Here is a 23,857-nt window from a genome sequence, read left to right as displayed (position 1 = left end):
TAGCTACAGGGTAGTTACAAGTTCAAAAACAGTTATAACCATTCTCCACCAACCTGCCTAGACAGTGGATATCTATCTTTCCATAGTCCTTAGCCAGTATCAGTATAGGAATATATATACATAAATAAGTATAAATAACATTCTTTCTCTTTACAAAAAAAACTAGGCCACACCATCCTTTTACGGATAGCGCAGCCTAGCTTATTAATAGAAAATATATCTACTCCGCATTCGGCCAGCCGGAGACAGTCTCTCCCACCGTTGCCTGCACGTAAGCAGGAAGTCCGCCATTATGCAGCAGCCACAGCTCATGCAGTGCACGGGTACAGCCTACGTACATCAGCTTCGCATCCCAAGCGGCAGAGCCGTAATGATCAAGATCGGCATCAGCTAGGATTACGGCATCAAACTCTAATCCTTTGGATAAATATACAGGCAGCACAGATAGACCACCACGATATTCGGTCATACTGCCATCAATCAGATGAATATCCGCAAAATACTCTGTAAGCACAGCATGCAGCTCCTCAGCCTCACGAAGACTTCGTGTCAATACGGCAACTGTACGATATTCACGGCCAGAGAGCGCCGCCAGAGCGGCTCTAACGTCACCAATGCGACCACTCTCCGCACTACTTCCTACTGCCTGCCCTTCCCCATAGGATATCAGGCGAACAGGATTACCACTCCGGAAGACCGGCACGGCGAGCAATGAGCTCCCCACACCAGAGGTCAGGATTCCGTTGGCGAACTCGATGATCTCCATGGTCGAACGATAGCTGCGCGTTAGTGCATGATAAGCTGTATGCTCGGGAGCAAACAGGGTTTGCATTTCGGCCCAGGCATGTACGCCTTTATAGGCATGAATTCCTTGCGATAAATCGCCAAGAATGGTAAAGGAATGTCCACGCACATACAAATCCAGCACAGCAATCTGGAAAGGCGAGAAATCCTGTGCCTCATCGATGACAACATGGTCAAAGCGGTCTCCACCCTCATTTCCGTTCAACAAATAATGAATGTATAATAACGGCGGCAGATCCTCTTCGCGCAAAATCCCTTTTTTCAGCTCTTTGGCGGTTTCCTTCAGCACGCTTGCCGGAATAGCCTCCGGCGGATCAACTGGCCAGCTCTCCGGCAACTTAACGGCCCGAAAAATTTGCTTATAGATCGTCAACGGATCATACTTAGGCCATTTTGCGCTGTATGCCTTCTCGCGCTGTGCCCCTTTTTTCTTATGATCCTTCATTGCTGCAGTTGAGGAACTTTTCTTCAGCTCCATCTCAATCCAGCGGTGAATCCGTGCCATTACACGCTCTTTGCGCTTGGCTGGAGGATACGGACTGTACTCCTCATTATGCCAGCGTAGAATCATGGACCGCCGCAGCACTGCACCTTCCCAGGGACTGAAATCCTCCTCTGGAACGGAGTTTACTTCCAGCAGCTTAATACTGGACTCAATAATCTCCATCAGCACCGTTGAACCTTTGAAGCGTCCCGGTGTCTCTTCGGTAATCTCCGGCATTCCACCCTTAGCTTCAAACCAGCGATTCAGCGTCTCCGTGGCATTCTGCTCCGGCAACTCAAGGCCGAGCGTTTGTGCGGCCCAGTCTGGAAAGGTGCTTTGCATAATATTGCCTACACCCAGCTCAGGCAGAACATCTGAAATATAATCCAGGAACATCCGGTTCGGAGCGAAAATAATCATTTTTTCCGCGGAAACCTGATCCTTATATTGATATAGTAAAAAAGCCAACCGGTGCAGCGCGACCGTAGTTTTACCACTCCCTGCCACGCCCTGAATGATCAGCGCCGTATTCTTGGCGGCACGGATAATCTTGTCCTGCTCCTCCTGTATCGTCGAAACGATATCGCGAAGTCGATTATCTTTATTCTCACCCAGCCGGTAGACGAGGAATTCGTCCGATACTGCTGGCCCGTCACTGTCACGATTGTAGGTATCTGCTACCCGCTCCAGAATCTCCTTGCGGATGACCACGTTGCGTTTGAGGTAGACCAAACCTTCAATAAGTCCTTCTGGAGCCTCATAGGAAGCGGGTTCAGCTCCACCGGTAAAGGAATAGAACAGGCTAGCCACTGGCGCGCGCCAATCGATAACTAGCGGGCGGTCACTTACCTGTTCGCGGTCTGCACCGATTTTGCCTATATAGAGCGCCTTGCGTTCGTTCTCATCATTGCCCTGAAAATCAAGTCGTCCGAAATAAGGCTCCTGCCTAAGCTTGGCAAGATCTTTGCGCTTCTGTTCCCGAGATGCCTCCAAAGCTTGCTCCGTAAACTCGTGTCCAGTATATACCGGAGTATTGCGGAGCTTCTCAAGTACAGTATCAATTTCCGTAAGCGCGCTGTTCAGCCTGCTTTCTTCCTCTTGATAGGCACTTTGAATGTTGTCTTCCAATTTCAGTTACCTCCTAAAAGTGTTGTGGAGCTATTCCCTCTATGACTGATCATGCAAAAAGGATATTCATTGTAGCACACCAGAGAATTGAAAGCTACAGTAATGCATGCAAAATAAAATTAGCAACAAAGAGACCGGCAATTCCATAAAGCGCGGGTGGGACCTCTTTGCCTCTGCCCATCGAAAGCTTCAGGATCGGATAGGTAATGAATCCAAACGCCATTCCGTCGACGATACTGTAGGTGAATGGGATCATGACCATAATCAGGAAGGAAGGAAATAGCTCCGTCATGTCATTAAAGTCCATTTCGCGTACACTCTGGACCATAAGCCCGCCGATAACAATCAGGATCGGAGCGATGGCACTATCCGGCACGTATGCCAACAGCGGAATGAACAGAAATGTGGCCCCGAACAACAGTCCAGTGACTAATGAGGTCAGACCCGAACGGCCGCCTGCAGCAATACCGGCGGTGGATTCGGCTGCGGCGACCACCGGACTGCTTCCGAATAGACCAGCTGCAATATTAGCAATAGAAAGCGCCCGCAGACTGCTTTTGAAGCGCTCTGGATGACCCGCCATCAGCGTCTGGGAAGCGATCAGACCAATATTTTCAAATACCACAATCAACAGCAGCAGGAACACAGCTATCCAGAACACCAGACTGATTACTCCACTCCAGTCCATGCCGACGAAAACATCTCTATAACCGGTGAATACATGACCCGAACCCAGATTCTTCGGCGCATGTGTTGCCCCAAGCAAGTAAGCGAGTCCAGTACCCACCAGCATGCTGATCAATAGCCCGCCGCGCGTTCCGCGGATAAACAGCACTAAAGCCAGCACTAAGGTAATGCAGGAGGTTAAAACCGCTGGATCGCTAAAATGTCCGATAGCCACAAAGGTCGTGCGGTGCGCGATCACAATCCCACTCTTTTGCAGGCCAATAAAGGTCAGAAACAGACCTATTCCGACAGTAATCGCATGCTGCAGATTATGGGGAATTGCATCACTCAGAATGCGGTAAAGTGAGGTGAACGCAACAATAGCAAACAACGCGCCGGTTACGGCTACTACGGCAAGCGCTTCCCGCCAATCCAACTTCATAGAATGCACAAGCGTATATGTGAAAAAGGCATTAATACCCATGCCCGGTACGACGATAATCGGGGTTTTGCCGCCAAAAGCCATCAGCAGACAGCCGGTTATGGCCGTCAATAATGTAGCCACCATTCCCGCTCTCAGCGGCATCCCTGCATCATGGAGTATCGCTGCATTGACCATGACAATATATACAGAAGCAAAATAAGATAGGATACCCGCCGCCCATTCCCGTTTCCAGTCCTGCCCCGGTTCCAGCCCCACGCTATTCCGCCAAAAATTTGCTTTCATTGTACAACCTCCACTACTAATTAAGTTCCGATAGCAGCTGATACATGAATTAAGCGCATTCTAGTCAACGCTTATTCAGCGCTTAATCACAGCAAAAGGACGTACGCATCCGGATTGCGGCTGCACGCCCTTTTGTCCTTTTTTTTTAAAAATAAGAGAATTTATATGTTCCACACGATAAGCGCTTCGCTTATAAGCTAACGCCGCCGGCCTCCAGCAAATCACGTACAGCTACGCTGACCATAATCAGACCAGCCACTGGCGGTACGAATGCATTGCTGGCAGGTGGCTGCTGCGCTTTGCGTCGATCCGGCGCATTCTCGGGAACGATTTTATCCGTAACATCCTGACGTGGCTTCATCGGCGGTTCGGTCGAGAATACGACCTTAACCCCTCTTTTGATGCCTTCCTTACGCAGCTTCTGGCGGATGATCCGGGCGATAGGGTCCATTGTTGTCTTCGAGATATCAGCGACCTGGAAGCGAGTTGGGTCTATCTTATTAGCAGCACCCATGCTCGAAATCATAGCAATCCCACGCGCCAGACACTCCTTGATTAAATGGACTTTATAGATAATCGTATCCGAGGCATCAATGACATAATCCAGCTTATAACTGAACAGTTCTTCGCAAGTTTCTTCCGTATAGAACATATTCAGCGCAATGGCTTCACATTCTGGATTGATCAGTTTGACGCGCTCAACCATAAGATCTGCTTTTTTCTGCCCAACCGTTGTTGTGAGCGCATGAATCTGGCGATTAATATTGGTGATATCCACTGTATCCTTATCAATCAGGATTAGCCGGCCAATCCCGCTGCGGGCCAAAGCTTCTACCGCCATGCCTCCAACACCGCCAATACCGAGTACCGCCACCGTACTGTTCTTCATAATTTCCAGACCTTCCGGTCCGATCGCCAGCTCGGTACGTGAGAACTGATGCAGCATGACGTATAGCCTCCTAAATGTTTATATAACTTAGACTTTCAAGTTCCGCTTCGTAAAACTTGCTCCGCAAGTCTTAGACTAGTTGTTTCTTCTCTTTCTCCGGCTTCGGAGCGAGCTTGATATGCAGCTGTTCCAATTGTATTGCATCCACTGGCGAAGGCGCATCCATCAGCAGGTCTGTAGCACTTGCCGTTTTTGGGAAGGCAATCGTCTCACGCAGATTTGTGCTGCCAGCGAGTAACATCACCAGACGGTCTAGACCGAAGGCAATACCACCGTGTGGAGGTGTTCCATATTCGAATGCATCCAGCAGGAAGCCGAATTTCTCGTAAGCTACCTCTGGTGAGAAGCCCAGTGCCGAGAACATTTTTTCCTGTACATCACGCTTGTAGATCCGCATCGAGCCGCCGCCAACTTCATAACCGTTCAAAACAATATCATAGGCCTGTGCACGGATAGCACCCGGGTCCGTATCAAATAACGGAAGATCTTCATCGCGAGGACGAGTGAAGGGATGGTGTTCCGCCACATAACGTTTTTGATCCTCGTCATATCCTAACAATGGGAAGTCTGTAACCCAAGCGAACTTGAACACACTATCGTCGATAAGGCCTAGCTGGCGTCCGATCTTCAGGCGAAGCGCACCCAGTACATCAGCAACCACCTTTTTATTGTCAGCGGAGAAGAGCAGAAGGTCGCCTTCCTCAGCACCTGTACGTTCTTTAACAGCAGCAATCTCTTCCTCAGAAAAGAATTTCACGATCGGTCCTTTGAATTCGCCGTCTTTCACTTGAATCCAAGCCAAGCCCTTTGCGCCATAACGTGAGGCATACGGTCCAAGTTCATCAATTTCTTTACGGGACCAAGTACCACAGCCTTTGGCGTTCAGGCACTTAACCTCGCCGCCTTTTTCGATCACGGAAGCAAATACCTTCACTCCGCTGGTAGCCACTATATCATTCATCTCCACAAGCTCCAGACCAAAACGCAGGTCCGGCTTATCGGAGCCATATTTACCCATTGCATCGGCATAAGTCAAACGCTGGAACGGAAGTGTGATATCGGCTCCAACGGTTTCTTTAAACAGACGTTGCATCAACTTCTCCATCATCCCGAGCAGATCATCCTGTGCCATAAAAGAGGTCTCAACGTCGACCTGAGTGAATTCCGGCTGACGGTCAGCACGCAAATCTTCATCACGGAAGCAGCGAGCAACCTGATAGTAACGTTCGATACCAGCCACCATTAGCAATTGCTTATAAATTTGCGGTGATTGCGGCAGCGCGAAGAATTCACCTTCATGTACCCGACTTGGCACCAGATAATCACGTGCGCCCTCTGGCGAGCTTTTGGTCAGAATCGGTGTTTCTACATCGATGAAACCTTCACTATCCAGGAAATCGCGGAAAATCTTAGTCGCTTGCGAGCGTAGGCGTAAAGTCCGTTGCATTTGCGGACGACGCAGGTCAAGATAACGGTATTTGAGACGCAGTGACTCATCCACTTCCACACCATCTTCAATGAAGAACGGTGGAGTTTTAGCTGTGTTGAGCACTTCAATTTCGCTAATCTGTACTTCGATCTCACCGGTAGGCAGATTGCGGTTTACTGTTGCAGCATCACGCTTAACAACCTTACCGGTCACAGCCAATACATATTCGCTGCGCACTTTATCAGCAGTCTGCAGTGCTTCACCGGAGTAATCCGGATTAAATACAACTTGTACAATTCCGCTGCGGTCGCGGAGATCGATGAAGAGTACACCACCAAGGTCACGACGGGTCTGAACCCAGCCGTTCAAGGTTACTGTTTCTCCAATATTGTCAGGCGTTAATTGTCCGCAATGATGACTTCTTGTCATAATTTATCATACCCCTTCATAGTTAAAATCACGTGTTATACCAGTGCCTGTCCTAATTCCTCTAATTTCACAGTCCGTTGCTCTCCAGTAGCCATTGATTTCAAGGCAATAACGCCATTATTCAACTCTTCCTCGCCAAGGATCGCTGTATACCGCGCCGACATACGGTCGGCCGACTTCATTTGCGCCTTCATCTTGCGCCCCAGATAGTCACGTTCTGCGGAGAATCCCAGGTTGCGGAGCACGAACAGCTGCTTCGAAATCTCAAGATCAGCGGCTTCGCCGAGACCCACGAAATATACATCCAGCGGTTTCGCAGCTTCCAGTTCCACCTGCTGGTTCTCTAGAATCAGCAGAATTCGCTCCAGACCTATCCCAAGGCCAATCCCCGGTTGGTCCGGTCCGCCTATCTCTTCTACGAGGCCATTATAGCGGCCGCCGCCGCCAACCGTATCAATGGACCCGATACCTGCGGCTTTATATTCAAACGCTGTATGGGTGTAATAATCCAACCCACGCACCAGACGAGGATTAATCGTGTATTCCAGGCCCATAGCACCAAGATGCTCTTTAACCTTCTCAAAATGAATAGTACACTCTTCATCCAGACTGTCCAGAATGGATGGAGCCTCCACAAATTTATCCTGATCCTTCTTACAATCCAGCACTCGCAGCGGATTGCGTTCCATACGCCGCTGGCAATCGCTGCAAAGAGTATCCTTCATGGGTCTAAGAAAGCCTAGCAGCTTCTCCCGGTATGCCGCACGGCTTGGTGCGTTGCCCACAGAATTAATCTCTACCCTAACCCCACTCAGACCAAGATCTTTGCAGTATTGATAACCTAGTGAAACAACCTCAGCATCAATGGCCGGATCAACCGCCCCAAATGCCTCAATCCCGAACTGATGAAACTGGCGGTATCTTCCCGCCTGTGGACGTTCGTAGCGGAACATCGGTCCGATGTAATACAGCTTGCTGACATCCGGTTCTCCGTACAGCTTATTCTGTACGTAAGCACGAACAACGCCTGCCGTTCCCTCTGGACGCAGTGCCAAGTCACGATCACCCTTATCCTTAAAGGTATACATCTCACCTTCGACGATATCTGTTGTTTCTCCTACTCCCCGTTCGAACAGCCCTGTGTGCTCGAACATTGGCGTACGGATTTCCCGATAATTGAAACGGTAGCATAGTTCCCTTGCCTTGCCTTCAATGTATTGCCATTTCTCCACCGCACCCGGCAGCACATCCTGCGTACCTGTAGGTTTCTCGAATCTTTCTTTAGCCACAGCCTATCCCTCCCGAAAAATAACCCTTCATAACCTCATCGCGTGAAAATTCTTATCTAAAAAAAACAAAAAAACCCCGCCCTGTTTATTACAAACAGGGACGAGGGATTATTATAAGTAATAATACACCCGTGGTACCACCCACATTCCGGATCAGCCTAAACACTAAATCCGCTCTAAGCGGTTAACGCCCGCCTACGCGCAAGCGGCTACTGTCGCGGCAATATATGATTGCCTGCTTTCGCCGTGCGTTCTCGGGGAGGTCATTCATTCGTTCATCAACAGAATCCTTTCAGCCAAGCGGAAGCGGTAATGCGTCCTTATTATGGGCAGCAGCCGATTCTGCGGGATTCTTCTCTGGAGTTGAGGGCAGCGAATTACTTGTTCCCGTCATCAAAACATTATAGTCAAACCGTATATTGTTAGATTCTACTGAACCACTGCACTAAAGTCAAGAAATCATATCCAGAAGATACGACTTTGCCGTCCTTTATATGGAGGCGGTACCCGTTTCTTCAAGAAATATAAAGATAAGTTGTCGTGTGAAACGTATAAATTAAATTTTCAAAAAAACAAGCTACCGAGCAAATACAAAAAAAATGACCTGCAGCCTAGTGCTGCAGGTCCATCATCATATATTATAAAAAAGGGGGTCATGCCATTATTATAAACCCGCTATATTAAGGAATCATGAATGTAATATTACGATTACATTACAGAAAAGAAAGCGCTGTATTTCATTGGATATTCCCCCTACGGAATCCCTTTTTTATCATAACAATCTACAGTTTATTCCACTGAGCTAAATTTGCAGGGCATTTAGCAGCTGTGCAGAAATAAAAAATTCCGGTAGACCCTTAGAGTCCCCGGAACGTCAAAGAAATTTTTATTTACTCAAAAAGCTCTACATAAGCGTTCTTACCCCGCAGGGTTTCCACAACCTCGTTGTAATTCTCTTCGGCGACCTTCAGCTCCATAACATAATGAAGTCCATCGAGGTCTCCTTTCGCTGCAGTATCACTCTTCTGTACTTTATCCTCGTTAATTACATGGACATCTTTTTCATCCAGCGAGTCAGGAGCAACAACTCCCGGTAAAATAGCCGCACCCATCACAGAGCCTGTCGTGCCCGCAGCTCCCACCATCCCTCCAGCCATTGCCGAGTTGTTAAAAGGTGCAAGCGGCACCAAAATATTACGAGTACGGCTTCGATCACCGTCACTACTTGTATCTAAAGGATCTGTAAGTGGTGATAACTGCAGATCCTCAACCTTGTAAGAGATTAATGCAGTTTTCGCACCTTGTGCTTCATCCTCAGTTCTGAAATAAGCCTGAATTCGTTTAGTCATGTTCTTTTCTCCTTCCGGTTGATATGTTCTTGTTTCTCTATTACCCGAATTGAGGCAATATATAACCATTTGATAAATAATGGAGCTTATTCAGCGTTATTCACCGACAATATCGTCACCGAAAACAAAAATAAGAAGCCGCCACTCTACCGCTCATTTACGCGGCAGGAGACTGCGGCTTCTGCCTTTTAATACATGGACTTCCGTTTGCCCCTCGTTCTCTTTCGCGGTCGCATAGGCTTCGACAGGGCTTCCTGTCGCCAGTGCCGGTATACTTCTCCAAACCCACGCCTTCTGTGATTGTCTCATCACGCACCCCTTGCAGCTATCCCATAATGTTCATCAGTCCCTAGCTTATCCAGCTTAGTCGAGCTCTATCCACGTATGGGACTTTGTATTGGGATTTAGGCAACAGAAAAAGGATGCAAGGCTTTGCTCCTATTAGGGAACCACGCCATGCATCCTTCAAGTGGATATTATCACTCATCACTCATGAATATTTAATGGGCTAAGACTAGCCCTGACTATCCAGAATAAGTGTTACTGGGCCCCAATTGGTCAATGAAACATCCATCATCGCTCCAAAAACGCCCGTTTCAACCTGAAGCCCATTCCCGCTCAGCTCACGATTAAAATAATCGTAAAGTGCCTGTGCCTCAGCAGGAGCAGCGGCAGCCATGAAATTAGGCCGTCTGCCCTTACGACAATCTCCATACAAAGTAAATTGTGATACAGATAATATCGCTCCGCCGGTGTCGCTGACGCTGAAGTTCATTTTACCAGCTTCATCTTCAAAAATACGCAGATTCGCTATTTTGTCCGCCAAATATTTGGCATCCTTCTCTGTGTCTCCATGGGTAACACCGACCAGCAGCAGCAAACCCTTACCGATCTCACCAGTTATAGCATCATCAACGGTTACTTTGGCTTTTTTACAACGCTGCACTACCACTCTCATTGTAGGCTTTCAACTCCTTGCCCTATTGCATAATGCGGTGAACTGTATATACATCCTTCACCCGTTTGACCCGGTCCACTACCGATTGTAAATGATCCGTGTTACGGATAAGGATCGTCATATGGATCATAGCCATCTTGTTCTTATCGGAACGTCCGGTGACAGCTGAAATATTAGTTTTGCTCTCAGAAACGGCCTGCAGCACTTCATTGAGTAGCCCATTGCGATCATGGCCTGTAATCTCAATGTCTACGCTGTAGTTAGCTTCCATCTCGCCTTCCCATTCCACTTCGATCACGCGGGCTGCTTCCTCCCCGTCAGCTTCACCTGGAATGTTGGGACAATCCTCACGATGGACCGAAACACCTCGGCCGCGTGTCACATAACCGATAATATTGTCGCCTGGCACCGGATTACAACATCGGGCGAAACGAACAAGCAGATTATCGATACCTTTAACACGCACACCATTTGTCGGTTGATTGCGTTTCTCGCCTGAAGACTTAATTTCCTTCATTTCGGAAGTAAGTTCCAGATGATTCGCTGCCTCTTCCTGATCCTTGCGAAGTTTCTCCGTTAGCTTGGAGGCAATCTGAGCCGCGGTAATCCCACCGAAACCTACAGCCGACAACATATCCTCTATATCATTAAAGGCGAACTTCTTGGCTGCTTCGACCAGCTTATCATCTGAACTATACTCAGAGATTTCTACATTAAGACGTTTCAGCTCACGTTCGATCGCTTCGCGGCCTTTTTCGACGTTCTCTTCCCGTTTTTCCTTCTTGAACCATTGCTTGATCTTGCTGCGGGCATGGGAGGATTGAGCGATCTTAAGCCAGTCACGGCTGGGTCCAAAAGATTGCTTCGAGGTCAGAATCTCCACGATATCTCCGGTCTTCAGCTTATGATCCAGCGGTACAATCCGCCCGTTCACTTTGGAACCAATCGTCCGGTTGCCAACCTCCGTATGGATGCGGAAAGCAAAATCAAGCGGCACAGAGCCTGCTGGCAACTCGATAACTTCACCTTTCGGAGTGAATACGAATACCAGATCTGAGAAAAAGTCCATTTTGAGCGATTCCACAAATTCTTCTGCATCCTTAGCCTCATGCTGCAGCTCCAAAATTTCGCGAAAAAACGGCATCCGATTCTCTGGATTAACGTTATTATTGTTGCTACCTTCCTTGTAGGCCCAGTGGGCAGCGATCCCGAATTCTGCAGTACGATGCATTTCCCAAGTGCGGATTTGAACCTCTGTTGGCTCTCCACCCGGTCCCACTACTGTGGTATGCAGCGATTGGTACATGTTCGCTTTGGGCATAGCTATATAATCCTTGAATCGTCCGGGCATCGGCTTCCAAAGAGTATGAATAATTCCAAGTGTGGCATAACAGTCCTTAATGTTCTCGACGATGATGCGGATAGCCAGCAGATCATAAATTTCGTTGAACTGCTTATTTTTGGTGTTCATTTTGTTATAGACACTGTAGATATGCTTCGGACGTCCAGAGAGATCGCCCTCAATGCCCATTTCATCCAGCTTGGCACGGATGCGCCCGATCACGGTTTCGATAAATTCCTCGCGTTCGGCCCGCTTCTTATGCACCAGATTGGCAATGCGGTAATATTGCTGCGGATTCAAGTATCGGAGCGCAATATCCTCCATCTCCCACTTGATCGCTGAAATCCCTAGCCTGTCGGCAATGGGACAGAATATTTCCAAAGTTTCGTAGGAAATACGGCGCTGACTTTCTTCTGACTGGTACTTTAGGGTACGCATGTTATGCAGACGATCCGCCAATTTAATTACAATGACTCGAATATCCTGAGCCATGGCAATGAACATTTTGCGGTAGTTCTCATTCTGCTGCTCTTCCTTGGAGCGAAAACGAATGCGTTCCAGCTTGGTTAACCCGTCAACAAGCATTGCGCATGTATCGCCAAAATTCGCGCGGATCTGCTCCAGTGACACCGTCGTATCTTCCACAACATCGTGCAAAAGCGCTGCAATAATGGATATGACATCCATTTGCATATTGACGACAATATCTGCCACCGCCAGCGGATGCAGAATGTATGGCTCCCCCGATTTGCGGACCTGCCCGTGATGAGCCTGATCGGCAAATTCATAAGCTTCCCGGATGCGGAGAAGATCTTTTTCTTTTATATAGGCGCCGGCCTTGTCAATTAATCGCTCTATGCCCATTCTCGTCGTATCCGTTTCCTTTCTATAATAAAATGAACCCGCAACGGTTGCAAAATCTGCAGGTTCCATCATTTCCCGGGTTGTCTTACTCTCAGTCTAAAGTTGTCTATAATTATGACGCTTACGATGAGTTACGTCAACACTTGCCATGGCGTGGCATTCTTGTCAGGCTATATGTCAAGATGGGGCAAATTGATGGCAGTTGTGAAAATGTAGTTGTAAAAATGCTCCGTTCTATTTAATCTAGTAAAGGCGCTTTGCCACAACCTAACATTATACTAGATAAGAAAGAGAAGTGAAATCCATTGCAACGCGAAATTCAAGTTAACGAAAGACTCCCTTGGGGCCCAGGTTTTCTCTTAAGTCTCCAGCATTTGTTCGCCATGTTCGGAAGTACGGTACTTGTGCCTAATCTGTTCGGGGTAGACCCTGGCATGATTCTGCTAATGAACGGTTTAGGAACTCTGCTGTACATCTTTATCTGCCGCGGCAAAATACCCGCTTACCTAGGTTCAAGCTTTGCTTTTATCTCGCCGGTTTTGCTTGTTCTTAAACAACATACAGGCGATCATATGCATGGATATTCCCTTGCTTTGGGTGCTTTTATCGTCACTGGTGTTATCTTTGTGCTCGTAGCTGTAATTGTCCGTTATGCTGGAACAAGCTGGATTAATGTCGTCTTTCCACCAGCTGTAATGGGCGCTATCGTGGCAACGATTGGTCTTGAACTCGTACCGGTCGCCGCGCGTATGGCTGGTCTTATCGCTCCTGAAGGGGTTACCGATTGGACGCCGGACAAAACGGCAATTCTGCTGTCTATGGTGACGCTGGGCGTGACCGTTATTGGAGCAGTTCTATTCCGCGGCTTCCCCAAAATCATTCATATTCTAATCGGTATCGTCACCGGTTATGGCTTGGCCTATGTTTTGCAAAAGGTAGATACAACTGCTATATCCAAGGCTCATTTTTTCGCACATCCAACTATAATCACGCCTTCTTTTGACTGGCAAGTTATCCTGACCATCATTCCGGTTTCCCTTGTTGTTATTGTGGAACATATAGGACATCTGCTGGTAACCAGCAACATTGTAGGCAAAGACTTAACTAAAGATCCCGGACTTGACCGTTCGCTTATGGGCAACGGGATTTCCACTATCTTTTCTGGTTTCTTAGGCTCCACACCAAATACTACCTACGGTGAGAATATCGGCGTCATGGCCTTAACTAAAGTCTATTCTGTGTACGTTATCGGAGGTGCAGCCGTAATCGCCATTCTGCTCTCCTTCTCCGGCACCTTCTCGGCTGTCATCGCCAACATTCCGCTACCGGTTATGGGTGGTGTATCCCTATTGCTGTTCGGTGTCATCGCTGCCTCCGGACTACGGATTTTCGTGGAGCAAAAAGTCGATTTCTCCAAAGCAAGCAACATGATACTGGGAGCACTAGTACTTGTTGTCGGCATCAGCGGAACAACCCTTCACATCGGTGGAATCCAGCTTAAAGGCATGGCGCTTGCAACCATTGTCGGCATGGTTTTGGCCCTGTTCTTCAAACTCATTGAAGTTCTTGGCTTATCCAATGAAGGCGAAAGCGATAAAGCATCGCATTAAGCCCTGAATACTGGGGTATTATCATTAATAATTTTAATAATAAAAAGCGGAAGGCTGTCTGAAATCGACAGTCTTCCGCTTTTTATTTCCCGGGAAAAGTTAGGCCGGAAATATTAGTCTTCGTAGGTTAACAAGGAAACAACTTCAATGCCAGAGAGCTTATTACGTCCAGCAAGCTCTACCAGTTCAATCAGAAAAGCTGCACCCACAACCACTCCACCAAGCTGTTCCACAAGGCTAACCGAAGTAGCAATGGTACCGCCAGTAGCCAGTAAGTCATCAGCGATCAGGACATTCTGTCCAGGCAAGATTGCATCTGTGTGCACAGCAAGGGTATCTTTGCCGTATTCCAGATCATAACCAACCTCGATCGTTTCATAGGGCAGCTTGCCGCTTTTGCGAATCGGTACAAAACCCACACCCAGTGCGTAAGCCAGTGGTGCGCCAATCACGAAGCCGCGTGCTTCTGGTCCAGCAATTACATCAATCTTCATATGTGCAACCAGTGCTTTAAGCTCATTAATCGCCTGGCGATATAGCGGTCCGTCCTTCAGAAGTGTAGTAATATCCTTAAAGCTGATACCCGGCTGAGGGAAATCAGGAATCACACGAATGCTTTCTTTTAAATCCAAATCATCATCTCCTACAAGTTTTGTTAGCATTAACTTCATCGATTCACTTCGCACAAAACTACCTCGGAAGCATACGCTTTGTTTTGTGAGCCTACACACCATCGATTTACTTCGTACAAAATTACTTCGGAAGCATACGCTTTGTTTGGTGAGCCTATTCTTAAGAAGCTCCTAAACGGCGCGACTGCATCCATTCCTGCACTTCCGACCGACTGCCTTCCATGAAATACTGCTCCATCTCGGCAACCTGTCCCAGTCTGATAAAATGACGCGATGCAGTCAAACTTTTGGCTGCAGGCTGGGTTATAAATAGAATCTGCCCCTGGCTTCGCTCAATAAAATCAAGCTCTTCGAACACATCCAGCATCATATTGAGCATACGCACACTCATGGAAGACTGGCGGCTGAGTCGCAGCAGCACTTCATTCTCCGCTATTGCCACAGCAGCAATCGAGGCCAGCATTTTATATAAAGCTTTGAAATGGTCTCGCGTCGGGATTTGCAGCCGTTCACGTCCATCCCTAATCGAATGCAGCAGCGCAATATTATCAGCATCTGGAAATACTGTAAGTAACGCATCCAGCTGTTCTGGCGTTTCTGGTATATCCAGCAAGCACAACAATGATACGGGTTCGGGCTCCGCTTCCGCCTGCCCATTGCTGAGCGCAGAAATCCCCGTTTCCTTATCATATACCCAAAGGGACATGCCTTTCAATTCACTCTGCGGCGACATACGTCCACTCTGAAACACTGCAGCAGCACGGTAAGGACCGTTGCCACTGTATGGCAGCAGTAACTCCCTAATCTGCCCCGCTTGCTCTACAGCGTCTACAGCGCCACGAAGATCGAATAGCTGGGCATCCTGCACTGCTAAATCCTGCAGCATTAGCTGCGGTTTGCGTGAGCCATTCCACTCGTTTACGGATAACTCTGCCAATACATCGACCTTTGTCCCTCCTGGAAGCAGCGATGAAAGTGATCCTTTACCAAAAGCGACCGACTCAATCGTACTTTCTCCCTGCTGCAAAACAAGCTTCAGGTGTTTGCCACCTTGGCCCATCGTGCGTGTCTCCTTTACCGTAGCTCCGCGTACGATGAACTTCGGCAACGGATTAGCCATCCCAAAAGGAGCCAATCTCTCCAAGTCGAGAGCTGCTTGTAGTGATAACTCAGAGAGTGAAACCTCAGCGTCAGCGGCAGTAACCGCCACAAAGTGCTCTGGCGTCAGTACACTGGCGGCGTATTCATTGAGTGCTATAGCAAATGCCCCAATGGAGTCACGATGAAGACTCATGCCAGCTGCGGCTGGATGCCCACCGAAATGGTCCAGCAGACTCGCGCAGGAGGATAGCGCCGCATAGATATCCAGACCCGGAATTGAACGGGCAGAACCCTTGCACATCCCCGTTTCAGGATGGATATCAAGGATAATAACTGGCCGATAATAACGCTCCAACAACTTGGAGGCCACGATCCCGACCACGCCCACATTCCAGCCCTGATCGGCAAGAACAATGATATCAGGAAGCTCTCCTACTTCGAGCACTTTTTCCAGCTTAGCCGTAGCTTCTGTTGCAATTCTTTCAACAACCAGTTGGCGTTCTTTATTGAGTAGGTCCAGCTCTCCGGCAAGTATCTCCGCCTCTTCAGCATGCTCCGTAGTAAGCAGGGCTACTGCCCGGCCTGCATGATCCAGACGTCCACTCGCATTAATACGTGGAGCCATTCCAAAAGCTATATTCACTGAATTGACTGTGCTCATTGTTACCCCGCTAACGCCAAGCAGTGCACGTATACCAGGAAATCGCGAATTCCGCATACTTGATAATCCATTGCGCACGATTTGACGATTCTCACCCAGCAGTGGCATTAAATCTGCAACCGTACCGATAGCGGCGATCTCACTCCACGCTGCCGGAGTTTCTTCACCGAGCAGAGCCTGAGCCAGCTTGTAGGCTACTCCTACACCTGCCAACCCTTTAAATGGATAGGGACAGCCCGGAAGCTTCGGATTAATCAGCGCAAATGCCTCAGGCAAAAGCTCCGGTGGTTCATGGTGATCCGTGACAATCACGTCGATACCGAGTCCATTGGCATAGGCAATCTGGTGATAGGCACTGATGCCTGTATCCACTGTAATTACCAGTGAGACTCCCTGCTGCACAGCCCAATCCAACGCATGATTATGCAATCCATAACCTTCGTTCGACCGATGCGGTATATAAATATCAAAGGACGCGCCCAAATAACGCAGCAGATAGATCATCAGCGCGGTACTGGACACACCATCGGCATCATAATCGCCATAGACAAGTATATGTTCTTCTTCCTCTAATGCTTTTCTAATTCGCGGAACGGCTTCTAACATGCCTTTTAACAGAAATGGGTCATGCTGTTCTTCTTCTCCGCCATCCATGAACAGTAAAGCCTCATGAGACGTATTCAACCCTCTGGTCACCAATAATGAGGCTAGTAATGGGGAAATAGAAAGGCTCCGGGCCAGATCCTTTACTAGTTCGGGATCGGCTGCCGGAGAATGCCAAGTTGTTTTTGAATGAAGCAATATTATTCACCTATCTCTCACCTTACAGACTACTGAAGCAGTGTGGGAATATCATTATCCACCAGTTCATGGTTGCTTTTGTATGGATACCCAGGGTCATACGGAACTACATCCATATGAACTTCACCAACATGAATGAACCTGTGCTGCAGCAACTTTCTCGCACATTCCGAAATATCCTGAGCCTCCATAACTGAAGTTCGAGGATTGACACTGATCTTGACCTGCAGATTCACATAACGGCCCTGTTCCAGAGCCTGTAAATGTTCTACCCGAATTACCCCATGCACCCGTTGCACGGTTTCAATAAAGTTAGCCGCCTCTTCCGAGGGAAGCTCCTGTACTTTTTTGCCAGAGACCGAACTCACAATGAGAATATAACCTTTGCGGAGAACTAAACAACCCGCCAGCAAAGCCGCAATCGGGTCCATATAGAGCAAGGGATGCCAATCGACATAGCCGCCGACCATGGAAAGGGAAATTCCCATACATACAGTAATTGAAGTGTACAAACTGAAGCGGTGACTATCCGCATAAGCAGCATGACTGCCATCGCCGATTTTTTTGAAATACCGATATTGATACTGAAATACTGCTTCTTTAAGCAAAATGGATGCTACAACCGTAATAAGTGCTAAATGTCCGGGTGTTGTTAAATGTCCACTCGTTAAATCACGTATCGCGGAGAAAGCAACTTGCAGACCGCCCATCAGAATTAATACGGAGAAAAGAACGGCTACAATCGGTTCCTTATTGCCCCGTCGGTCACTGATCCGCTGCTGGTATTTATGCTTCTCCCCCTGTTCTGAGCGCCAAGGAAGAATCTCCGCCAGTTTGGCTGCGGCGTCCGCTCCAGAATATAAAGCATCACCCATCAATGCCTTGCTGCCGGAAATATAACCGAAGCCTCCCTTGGCTACAGCCAGAGCAATATCGCTGACGATCCCTGTCCAGGCAACCGTCTCACTTTGCGGTGATTGTTTGTTATTCATACAGGGTCCCTCCTTACCACGAGCAAGTAATCTCATGTTAGTTACTCCAAAGATTTCGAAAGCCGCGTCGCCTTTGACGCGGCTTGTCGAAAAATATTAGAAATATACTCGTACCGATCCTTTAGACACTTACAAAAAGATATGGCAAGCGTTTATTTGGCTGGGCTACTCTTCACAGGTAATTTCTGGCGCTTCTTAAGCAGCAGCCAGAGCGGACTTGCAATAAAGATAGAGGAATAGGCACCAAAGAGCAAGCCGATAACCATTGCGAGCGAGAACATTTTGATCGATTCGCCGCCAAGTATCAGCAGGCAGAATGCCGCGATGAATACCGTAAATGCTGTGTATAAGGAACGCATCAGGGTTTGGGCTACGCTCTTGTTGACCAGAATCTTAAGATCCTCATACGTTTTCTGTTTGCCAAAACGTAAATTCTCACGGATACGGTCAAAGATAACAATCGTATCATTAATGGAGTAACCTATAATCGTAAGCACCGCCACAATGAAGGTCATATCCACCTCTAGCCGGAAGATCGAGAAGATCGCAACGACTATAAATGCATCATGCATCAGTGCAACAATTGCACCCAAAGCGAAACGCCATTCAAAACGAATACTTACATAAACAATAATACCCAGACAAGAAATGAGTACGGCATAAATAGCATTGCGTGCCAATTCTTTAGCCATTTCTGTATCCACAGTATTGATCTCAAAAGATGCTTTGGCATCCATCTTCTTCATCGCTGTTTGCAGTGCCGCATCTTGATCACTGCCAAGCACTTCATCATAACGGATATTGACCCGCTTCTCACCGATCGTAATGCTCGGTTCACTGGATATACCAATATCACTAATGGCAGGATTAATCTGTTCCAGTGTAAGATTCTTCGACAGTGATACATCGACGTTGGAACCAGCCTTAAAGTCAACGCTGTAGTTAAGTCCCATAGTAGCCAGGAAGATCAGGCCGGCAACTGTAAGAGCGATGGAAAAAATATAGAAATATCTACTTAGATGTACAAAATCATACTCTTTCTTAAAGCGCACGGATGTCACTCTCCTTTACCCCAAATTGCTTCGACTTTTTCAAAATGCCGGCTTTAACCAGCACGGTCAGCATCCAATGGGCAAAATAAAGGTTTGTTGCGATACTAAGCACAATTTCCACAATCAGAATCAGTGCAAAACCCTTTACCGCACCCGTACCAAATGCAAACATTACGGCCGCTACAATAATTGTTGTTACATTCGCGTCCATAACGGTACGGAAAGAGGTCTTATTTCCCGCTTTAACGGAAGACAAAATACTCTTGCCGCTACGCATCTCTTCTCTTATTCGTTCATTCGTTATGATATTGGCATCGACCGCCATCCCTATACCGAGAATAAACGCGGCAATACCGGGTAGGGTTAAAGTAAAGTCCGCAATAACAAATATAAGGATCAAGAGCCATGTATGCAAAATAAGTGCGAAGCTGGCCAGAACACCAGGCAAACGGTACATCATGATCATAAAGATCAAAATGATCAAGGAACCAATAAGACCAGCCATGATTGTCTTGTCAAGAGATTGTTTACCCAGTGTAGCGCCAACGCTCTGAGAATACTTCTCTGTAAGCTTCAGCGGCAATGCACCGAGATTAATCGTGTCGCTCAAGGCACGGGCTTCATCTATCGTATAGCTGCCTGAGATCGAAGCACTGCCGTCAGTAAGTTCTGCTCTAACTACAGGATCTGACAACAAAGTCTGATCCAGATAGATGGCGAGATTCTTACCTAGAAGCCGCTTGGTAATTTCAGCGAACTTAGACTTATCCTTAACTTTGATGCTAATAATCGGCTGATTCAATTTGTCACGTTCAACCTCTGCAGCATTCTCTACGAAGTCACTGCCCACAAGCTCAACTTTGCTATAGGTATTAGCAGCATCGCCTTCAGCAGCACTCCGGAAAGTCAGAACTGCCGGTTCTTTCATCTTCTTGCGTACTTCAGCCTCATCGGTTACTCCCGCAATCTTCAGACGGATGCGGTCAGTCCCTTCAGTAGTAACCTCTGGTTCGCTTGTTCCAAGAGCGTTAGCCCGTTTCTCAAGGCTCTCCGCTGTTTTTTGGAGCGAAGCTCGGGTCAATGCTCCCCCAGTCTCCATTGGTTCAGCGTGGTACAGGATCTCAAACCCACCCTTTAGGTCAAGACCGAGCCTAACTTTGTCCAGCAGTCCAGGAGTTGTAAATACCATGACGCCTAATAAAACGACCACGGTAATTATAAAGCTCATAAGTCTCTTCATGCTCTTGCTAGTTCCCCTTTCATTACTCAATATTCCTATTATAGCCACGTGCTAAATCACCGTCAATTCGCGCAAGTATTGACAGGGCTATATTCACACAAAGAAACGGCCGACCCTGCTCTCTTAGCAAGCCATCCGTTTTCATAGGAATTGTGAAGTTGATGTCTCCTCTACTTTACCGCTTTGCGCAGCCGTTTGCAAAAGAAAATCGTTCCTTTTATTCAGTTCAACCCCCGATAAGCGGCAATAGTCAGATAGTTCATATAACTATTGGCCTTCAAGGAATAAATGTCATTCACCAGCTTATGTAAGGGAGGTGTTCCTTCCTTAGCGTAATTACGGCTGATACAGTCCCAAATATCCTTACCGGTTACATACTCATAGCCTAGGAGACGGAATTCCTCCGCTTTGCTGCGGCACATGGCTTCGATTTCTACGCTAAGATCGTCATGATTCCATTGTTCCGCTTCCACGTGATCACACCTCCAAAGATCGCTCATATACGCATGCTCAAAATAAGTATTCGACCCCGGTCCTCTCCTTTCCTTCTTCCGCAAACAAAAAGATGAACTGTCTGCTAGTCATGCAGGAGCACTGGTACAGCATATCCATAAGAAGAGACAAGTTTATCGGTGTTCATTTCATGTTGGGAAGAAGGAGTGCCCTTTGAGGAAACAGCGGCTTAATTTAAGAAAACAGAGCTTTATTCAAGGAACTTTAATTTTGCTTGCCGCCGGCATCACTAACCGTATGTTGGGCTTTATTCCACGGATTGTCCTACCGCGTATTATCGGAGCCGAGGGCGTAGGCCTATATCAGCTTGGATATCCGTTTTTCATCGTATTGGTTACAGTGATTACTGGGGGAATTCCACTCGCTATTGCCAAAATGGTAGCAGAAGCAGAAGGGGAGCAGCGCCCAGATAAGTCTCGTCGAATTCTACGCACAGGACTCACCCTTAGCCTTTGTCTCGGAGTATTTTTCACTACCCTTGCACTAATCAGTGCCTCTTGGGTCTCTAATGTTATTCTAACAGATAGCCGTGTTTACTATACATTTATAGGCATGACTCCGATGATCGGGATTGTTGCAGTATCCGCAATATACCGTGGGTATTTTCAGGGTAGGCAGAATATGATTCCATCAGCACTCTCCTCCGTTCTGGAGACGGTGATTCGGATATTCTTCATGCTGTGGTTCTCATGGCTACTGCTTCCCAAGGGCATCGCTTATGCAGCAGCAGGGGCAATGCTTGGAGTAACCGTCGGAGAAATTGCTGGAATGCTGGTTCTATTATGGCAATATTATGTCATTGTTAAAAAAGACAATAGAGAAGAGCACCCTACTCCAGCGAAGCCGGTGGAGTCCCAAGCCAAACTTCCACTTCAGCAAGCCGGTATCGGACATCCCTCCATTCTAAGACGTTTACTAGGCATCTCCATTCCTGTTACAGCCGGTCGGCTTGTTGGCTCCATCTCTTATCTGCTGGAATCCATTATTACTGCGCGCAGCCTTGCCATTGCTGGAATAGCTACCGCAGTTGCGACTTCACAATACGGCGCTTTACAAGGAATGGTTATCCCACTGCTGCTGCTTCCAGGCGCACTGACGTCTTCTCTTGCCGTAGCTTTAGTGCCATCATTGTCAGAGGCGGCTGCACGTCGTGATTTACCTACAATCCATAAACGGATGCAGCAGGCACTCCGGCTGGCTCTTGTAACCGGCGCGCCCTTTGCCGTAGTTATGTATATTCTTGCGGTACCGTTATGCGATATCATGTATGGCAATGCAGATATTGCACCTATGCTGCGCCTCATGGCGCCATTCGCTTTATTTCTATATGTTCAAGCACCTTTACAAGCCGCTCTTCAGGCTATGGATCGACCGGGACGTGCGTTAATAAATACCTTGATTGGAGCTGTTGTCAAAATCCTAGTTATTCTCGCTTTAGCTTCAAAGCCTGAATATGGGATTTATGGCGCAATTATTGCCATTATAGTTAATAGCATCCTTGTAACCCTGCTGCACGGGTACAGCGTAGTTAAGCTAATTTCATTACCTCTGCGATTGGCTGACATGATCAAGACTGGCGCTGCGATGGTTATTATGGGTGCCGGCGTGCATTATATATACACTACCGTCCCTATAGCCGATGCACACTGGATTCAATTCTTATTTGCCGCAGCTTGCGGAATGTTGTTATATTTGGGAGTCAGCCTTATGGCAGGCCTTATCTCTCTGCGTGATTTTGACCGTCTCCCCTTTATAAAGCATTAGCAATCATCAAATGATCAGGAGCGTAAGCGATCCACATAAATCATTCCCTTGTGGTCAACAGAACATAGAAATACATCACGAAAATCAGATACACCCTTCTGTCGGATCTGGGTTCTTAACCAGAATCTGGTTTTGCCGATCATCTCAAGATTATCATCCTGTACCTTTCCATCCATTATCAGTGGAATCGGAAGTCCCTCATACCTGATCTGGTGCTTGGGAAGCTTAACATTCGGGGAATTGTGTTCTTCTGAACTCTTTCCCGATTTATCCATTTCGGCTTCCGAATTGCTATTTCCAGATTGATTAGTAGATGTAACACCTTTGTTTTTCTCAATAACGGTAAGTTGACCGCTCGTCTCCAGAATAGCAAACTCCACGTCAGCAGGACTATCAATATTCTGACCGCGCAGCTGCAACAGCAGATCGTCAATATTATATCGCTGTCTGCGCATTTCTTTACGGTGGAGCTTCCCATCTGAAATGAGCACGCTGGGTTTCCCATCCATCATAAGACGCAATTTCCTGCTCTTAAGACTAAGTTGAGCGACGAGCACCTGAATCAGGACAAGTGTTGCCATGGGCACCACTCCGTCATAAACTGGTCGTTCGATATCTTCAATTACAAAAACAGCAATTTCGGCAATCATTATTGAGATCGTAAGATCAAATACCGACAGCTTCCCGATCTCCCTTTTCCCCATAATACGCATAGCCAGGTAAATGAAGAAATACATCAGCACGGTCAAAAAGATATGGGTGGTTATATGCTGAAACATATTGGCTTCGCTCCCCTCCTGCTCTCACCCGCAAACGTTCCTCACAGGCGGATTAATGTAACCCTATTCTGACCGCTCTGCTCAGGGAACATTCGGAAACCTTCTTATTAATTAATGGTAAATCTCAGCAGTGCCTATTCTTGTACTATTGGAGCAACCCGTCCCATACAATAAAACTAAGTAAATGCATTCGAATGAAGCTTATACTATCAAAAATTTTCCATTGCTTTCGAAGCCAGTTTTGCGAAGTGCGTTCAAGAAGCTTATGCTATCAAAACTTAGTCAATGCTTTCG

General features: G+C 47.4%; 18 protein-coding genes. 2 read left to right on the top strand and 16 right to left on the bottom strand.

The window, feature by feature from the left end:
* Window positions 1-220: 220 nt before the first annotated feature.
* The 9 genes from H1230_RS08250 to H1230_RS08210 form a co-directional block, all read right to left on the bottom strand.
* Window positions 221-2,416, bottom strand: coding sequence for a HelD family protein (locus H1230_RS08250; RefSeq protein ID WP_239715025.1), 2,196 nt, complete (start codon window positions 2,414-2,416; stop codon window positions 221-223).
* A gap of 94 nt (window positions 2,417-2,510) precedes the next feature.
* Window positions 2,511-3,809: an NCS2 family permease gene (locus tag H1230_RS08245; RefSeq protein WP_239715024.1), complete on the bottom strand. Its 1,299-nt coding sequence runs from the start codon at window positions 3,807-3,809 to the stop codon at window positions 2,511-2,513.
* A gap of 190 nt (window positions 3,810-3,999) precedes the next feature.
* Entirely contained in the window at window positions 4,000-4,755 is a 756-nt protein-coding gene (locus H1230_RS08240) for a tRNA threonylcarbamoyladenosine dehydratase (protein WP_239715023.1), read from the bottom strand.
* A 73-nt stretch (window positions 4,756-4,828) separates the two neighbouring features.
* Window positions 4,829-6,616 carry an aspartate--tRNA ligase gene (gene aspS / locus H1230_RS08235; RefSeq protein WP_239715022.1) on the bottom strand — a complete coding sequence of 596 codons (1,788 nt, stop codon included), beginning with the start codon at window positions 6,614-6,616 and terminating at the stop codon, window positions 4,829-4,831.
* A gap of 35 nt (window positions 6,617-6,651) precedes the next feature.
* Window positions 6,652-7,905: a histidine--tRNA ligase gene (hisS, locus tag H1230_RS08230; protein ID WP_239715021.1), complete on the bottom strand. Its 1,254-nt coding sequence runs from the start codon at window positions 7,903-7,905 to the stop codon at window positions 6,652-6,654.
* A gap of 890 nt (window positions 7,906-8,795) precedes the next feature.
* Complete coding sequence (locus H1230_RS08225) at window positions 8,796-9,254, bottom strand: hypothetical protein (RefSeq protein ID WP_239715020.1); 459 nt, start codon at window positions 9,252-9,254, stop codon at window positions 8,796-8,798.
* A 153-nt stretch (window positions 9,255-9,407) separates the two neighbouring features.
* Window positions 9,408-9,563, bottom strand: coding sequence for a hypothetical protein (locus H1230_RS08220; protein ID WP_239715019.1), 156 nt, complete (start codon window positions 9,561-9,563; stop codon window positions 9,408-9,410).
* 205 nt (window positions 9,564-9,768) lie between these two features.
* Entirely contained in the window at window positions 9,769-10,212 is a 444-nt protein-coding gene (dtd, locus tag H1230_RS08215) for a D-aminoacyl-tRNA deacylase (RefSeq protein WP_239715018.1), read from the bottom strand.
* A gap of 22 nt (window positions 10,213-10,234) precedes the next feature.
* Window positions 10,235-12,418, bottom strand: coding sequence for a RelA/SpoT family protein (locus tag H1230_RS08210; RefSeq protein WP_239717186.1), 2,184 nt, complete (start codon window positions 12,416-12,418; stop codon window positions 10,235-10,237).
* Between the two features lie 305 nt (window positions 12,419-12,723).
* On the opposite strand from H1230_RS08210, the gene uraA reads away from it, so the two are divergent.
* Window positions 12,724-14,028 carry a uracil permease gene (gene uraA, locus H1230_RS08205; RefSeq protein WP_239715017.1) on the top strand — a complete coding sequence of 435 codons (1,305 nt, stop codon included), beginning with the start codon at window positions 12,724-12,726 and terminating at the stop codon, window positions 14,026-14,028.
* A 113-nt stretch (window positions 14,029-14,141) separates the two neighbouring features.
* Here uraA and H1230_RS08200 read toward each other — a convergent pair whose 3' ends face one another.
* The 6 genes from H1230_RS08200 to H1230_RS08175 all read right to left on the bottom strand — a co-directional run bounded on the left by H1230_RS08200 (window position 14,142) and on the right by H1230_RS08175 (window position 20,980).
* Window positions 14,142-14,660, bottom strand: coding sequence for an adenine phosphoribosyltransferase (locus H1230_RS08200; protein WP_239715016.1), 519 nt, complete (start codon window positions 14,658-14,660; stop codon window positions 14,142-14,144).
* Between the two features lie 160 nt (window positions 14,661-14,820).
* A complete protein-coding gene (recJ, locus tag H1230_RS08195) occupies window positions 14,821-17,223 on the bottom strand; it encodes a single-stranded-DNA-specific exonuclease RecJ (protein WP_239715015.1) in 2,403 nt (800 codons plus the stop codon).
* Between the two features lie 29 nt (window positions 17,224-17,252).
* Entirely contained in the window at window positions 17,253-18,215 is a 963-nt protein-coding gene (locus tag H1230_RS08190) for a cation diffusion facilitator family transporter (protein WP_239715014.1), read from the bottom strand.
* 152 nt (window positions 18,216-18,367) lie between these two features.
* Window positions 18,368-19,267: a protein translocase subunit SecF gene (gene secF / locus H1230_RS08185; RefSeq protein WP_239715013.1), complete on the bottom strand. Its 900-nt coding sequence runs from the start codon at window positions 19,265-19,267 to the stop codon at window positions 18,368-18,370.
* The gene (secD, locus tag H1230_RS08180; RefSeq protein ID WP_239715012.1) at window positions 19,257-20,507 is read right to left on the bottom strand and encodes a protein translocase subunit SecD; all 1,251 of its coding nucleotides are present in this window, start codon (window positions 20,505-20,507) and stop codon (window positions 19,257-19,259) included. The genes secF and secD overlap by 11 nt, the downstream gene beginning before the upstream one ends.
* A 221-nt stretch (window positions 20,508-20,728) precedes the next feature.
* Window positions 20,729-20,980, bottom strand: coding sequence for a post-transcriptional regulator (locus H1230_RS08175; protein WP_275591162.1), 252 nt, complete (start codon window positions 20,978-20,980; stop codon window positions 20,729-20,731).
* A 193-nt stretch (window positions 20,981-21,173) separates the two neighbouring features.
* Between H1230_RS08175 and spoVB the strand changes: the two genes are divergently transcribed.
* The gene (spoVB, locus tag H1230_RS08170; protein ID WP_239715011.1) at window positions 21,174-22,784 is read left to right on the top strand and encodes a stage V sporulation protein B; all 1,611 of its coding nucleotides are present in this window, start codon (window positions 21,174-21,176) and stop codon (window positions 22,782-22,784) included.
* A gap of 14 nt (window positions 22,785-22,798) precedes the next feature.
* On the opposite strand, the gene H1230_RS08165 is transcribed toward spoVB, so the two are convergent.
* On the bottom strand, window positions 22,799-23,563 hold the full coding sequence (locus H1230_RS08165; RefSeq protein ID WP_239715010.1) for a YetF domain-containing protein: 765 nt from the start codon (window positions 23,561-23,563) through the stop codon (window positions 22,799-22,801).
* Window positions 23,564-23,857 lie beyond the last annotated feature (294 nt).

It is taken from the genome of Paenibacillus sp. 19GGS1-52 (genome assembly GCF_022369515.1).
In the GTDB taxonomy this organism is placed as follows: Bacteria; Bacillota; Bacilli; order Paenibacillales; family Paenibacillaceae; genus Paenibacillus_AQ.
The sequence above is the reverse complement of the archived record's forward strand: the minus strand, read 5'-3'. Positions and strand labels throughout refer to the sequence as shown.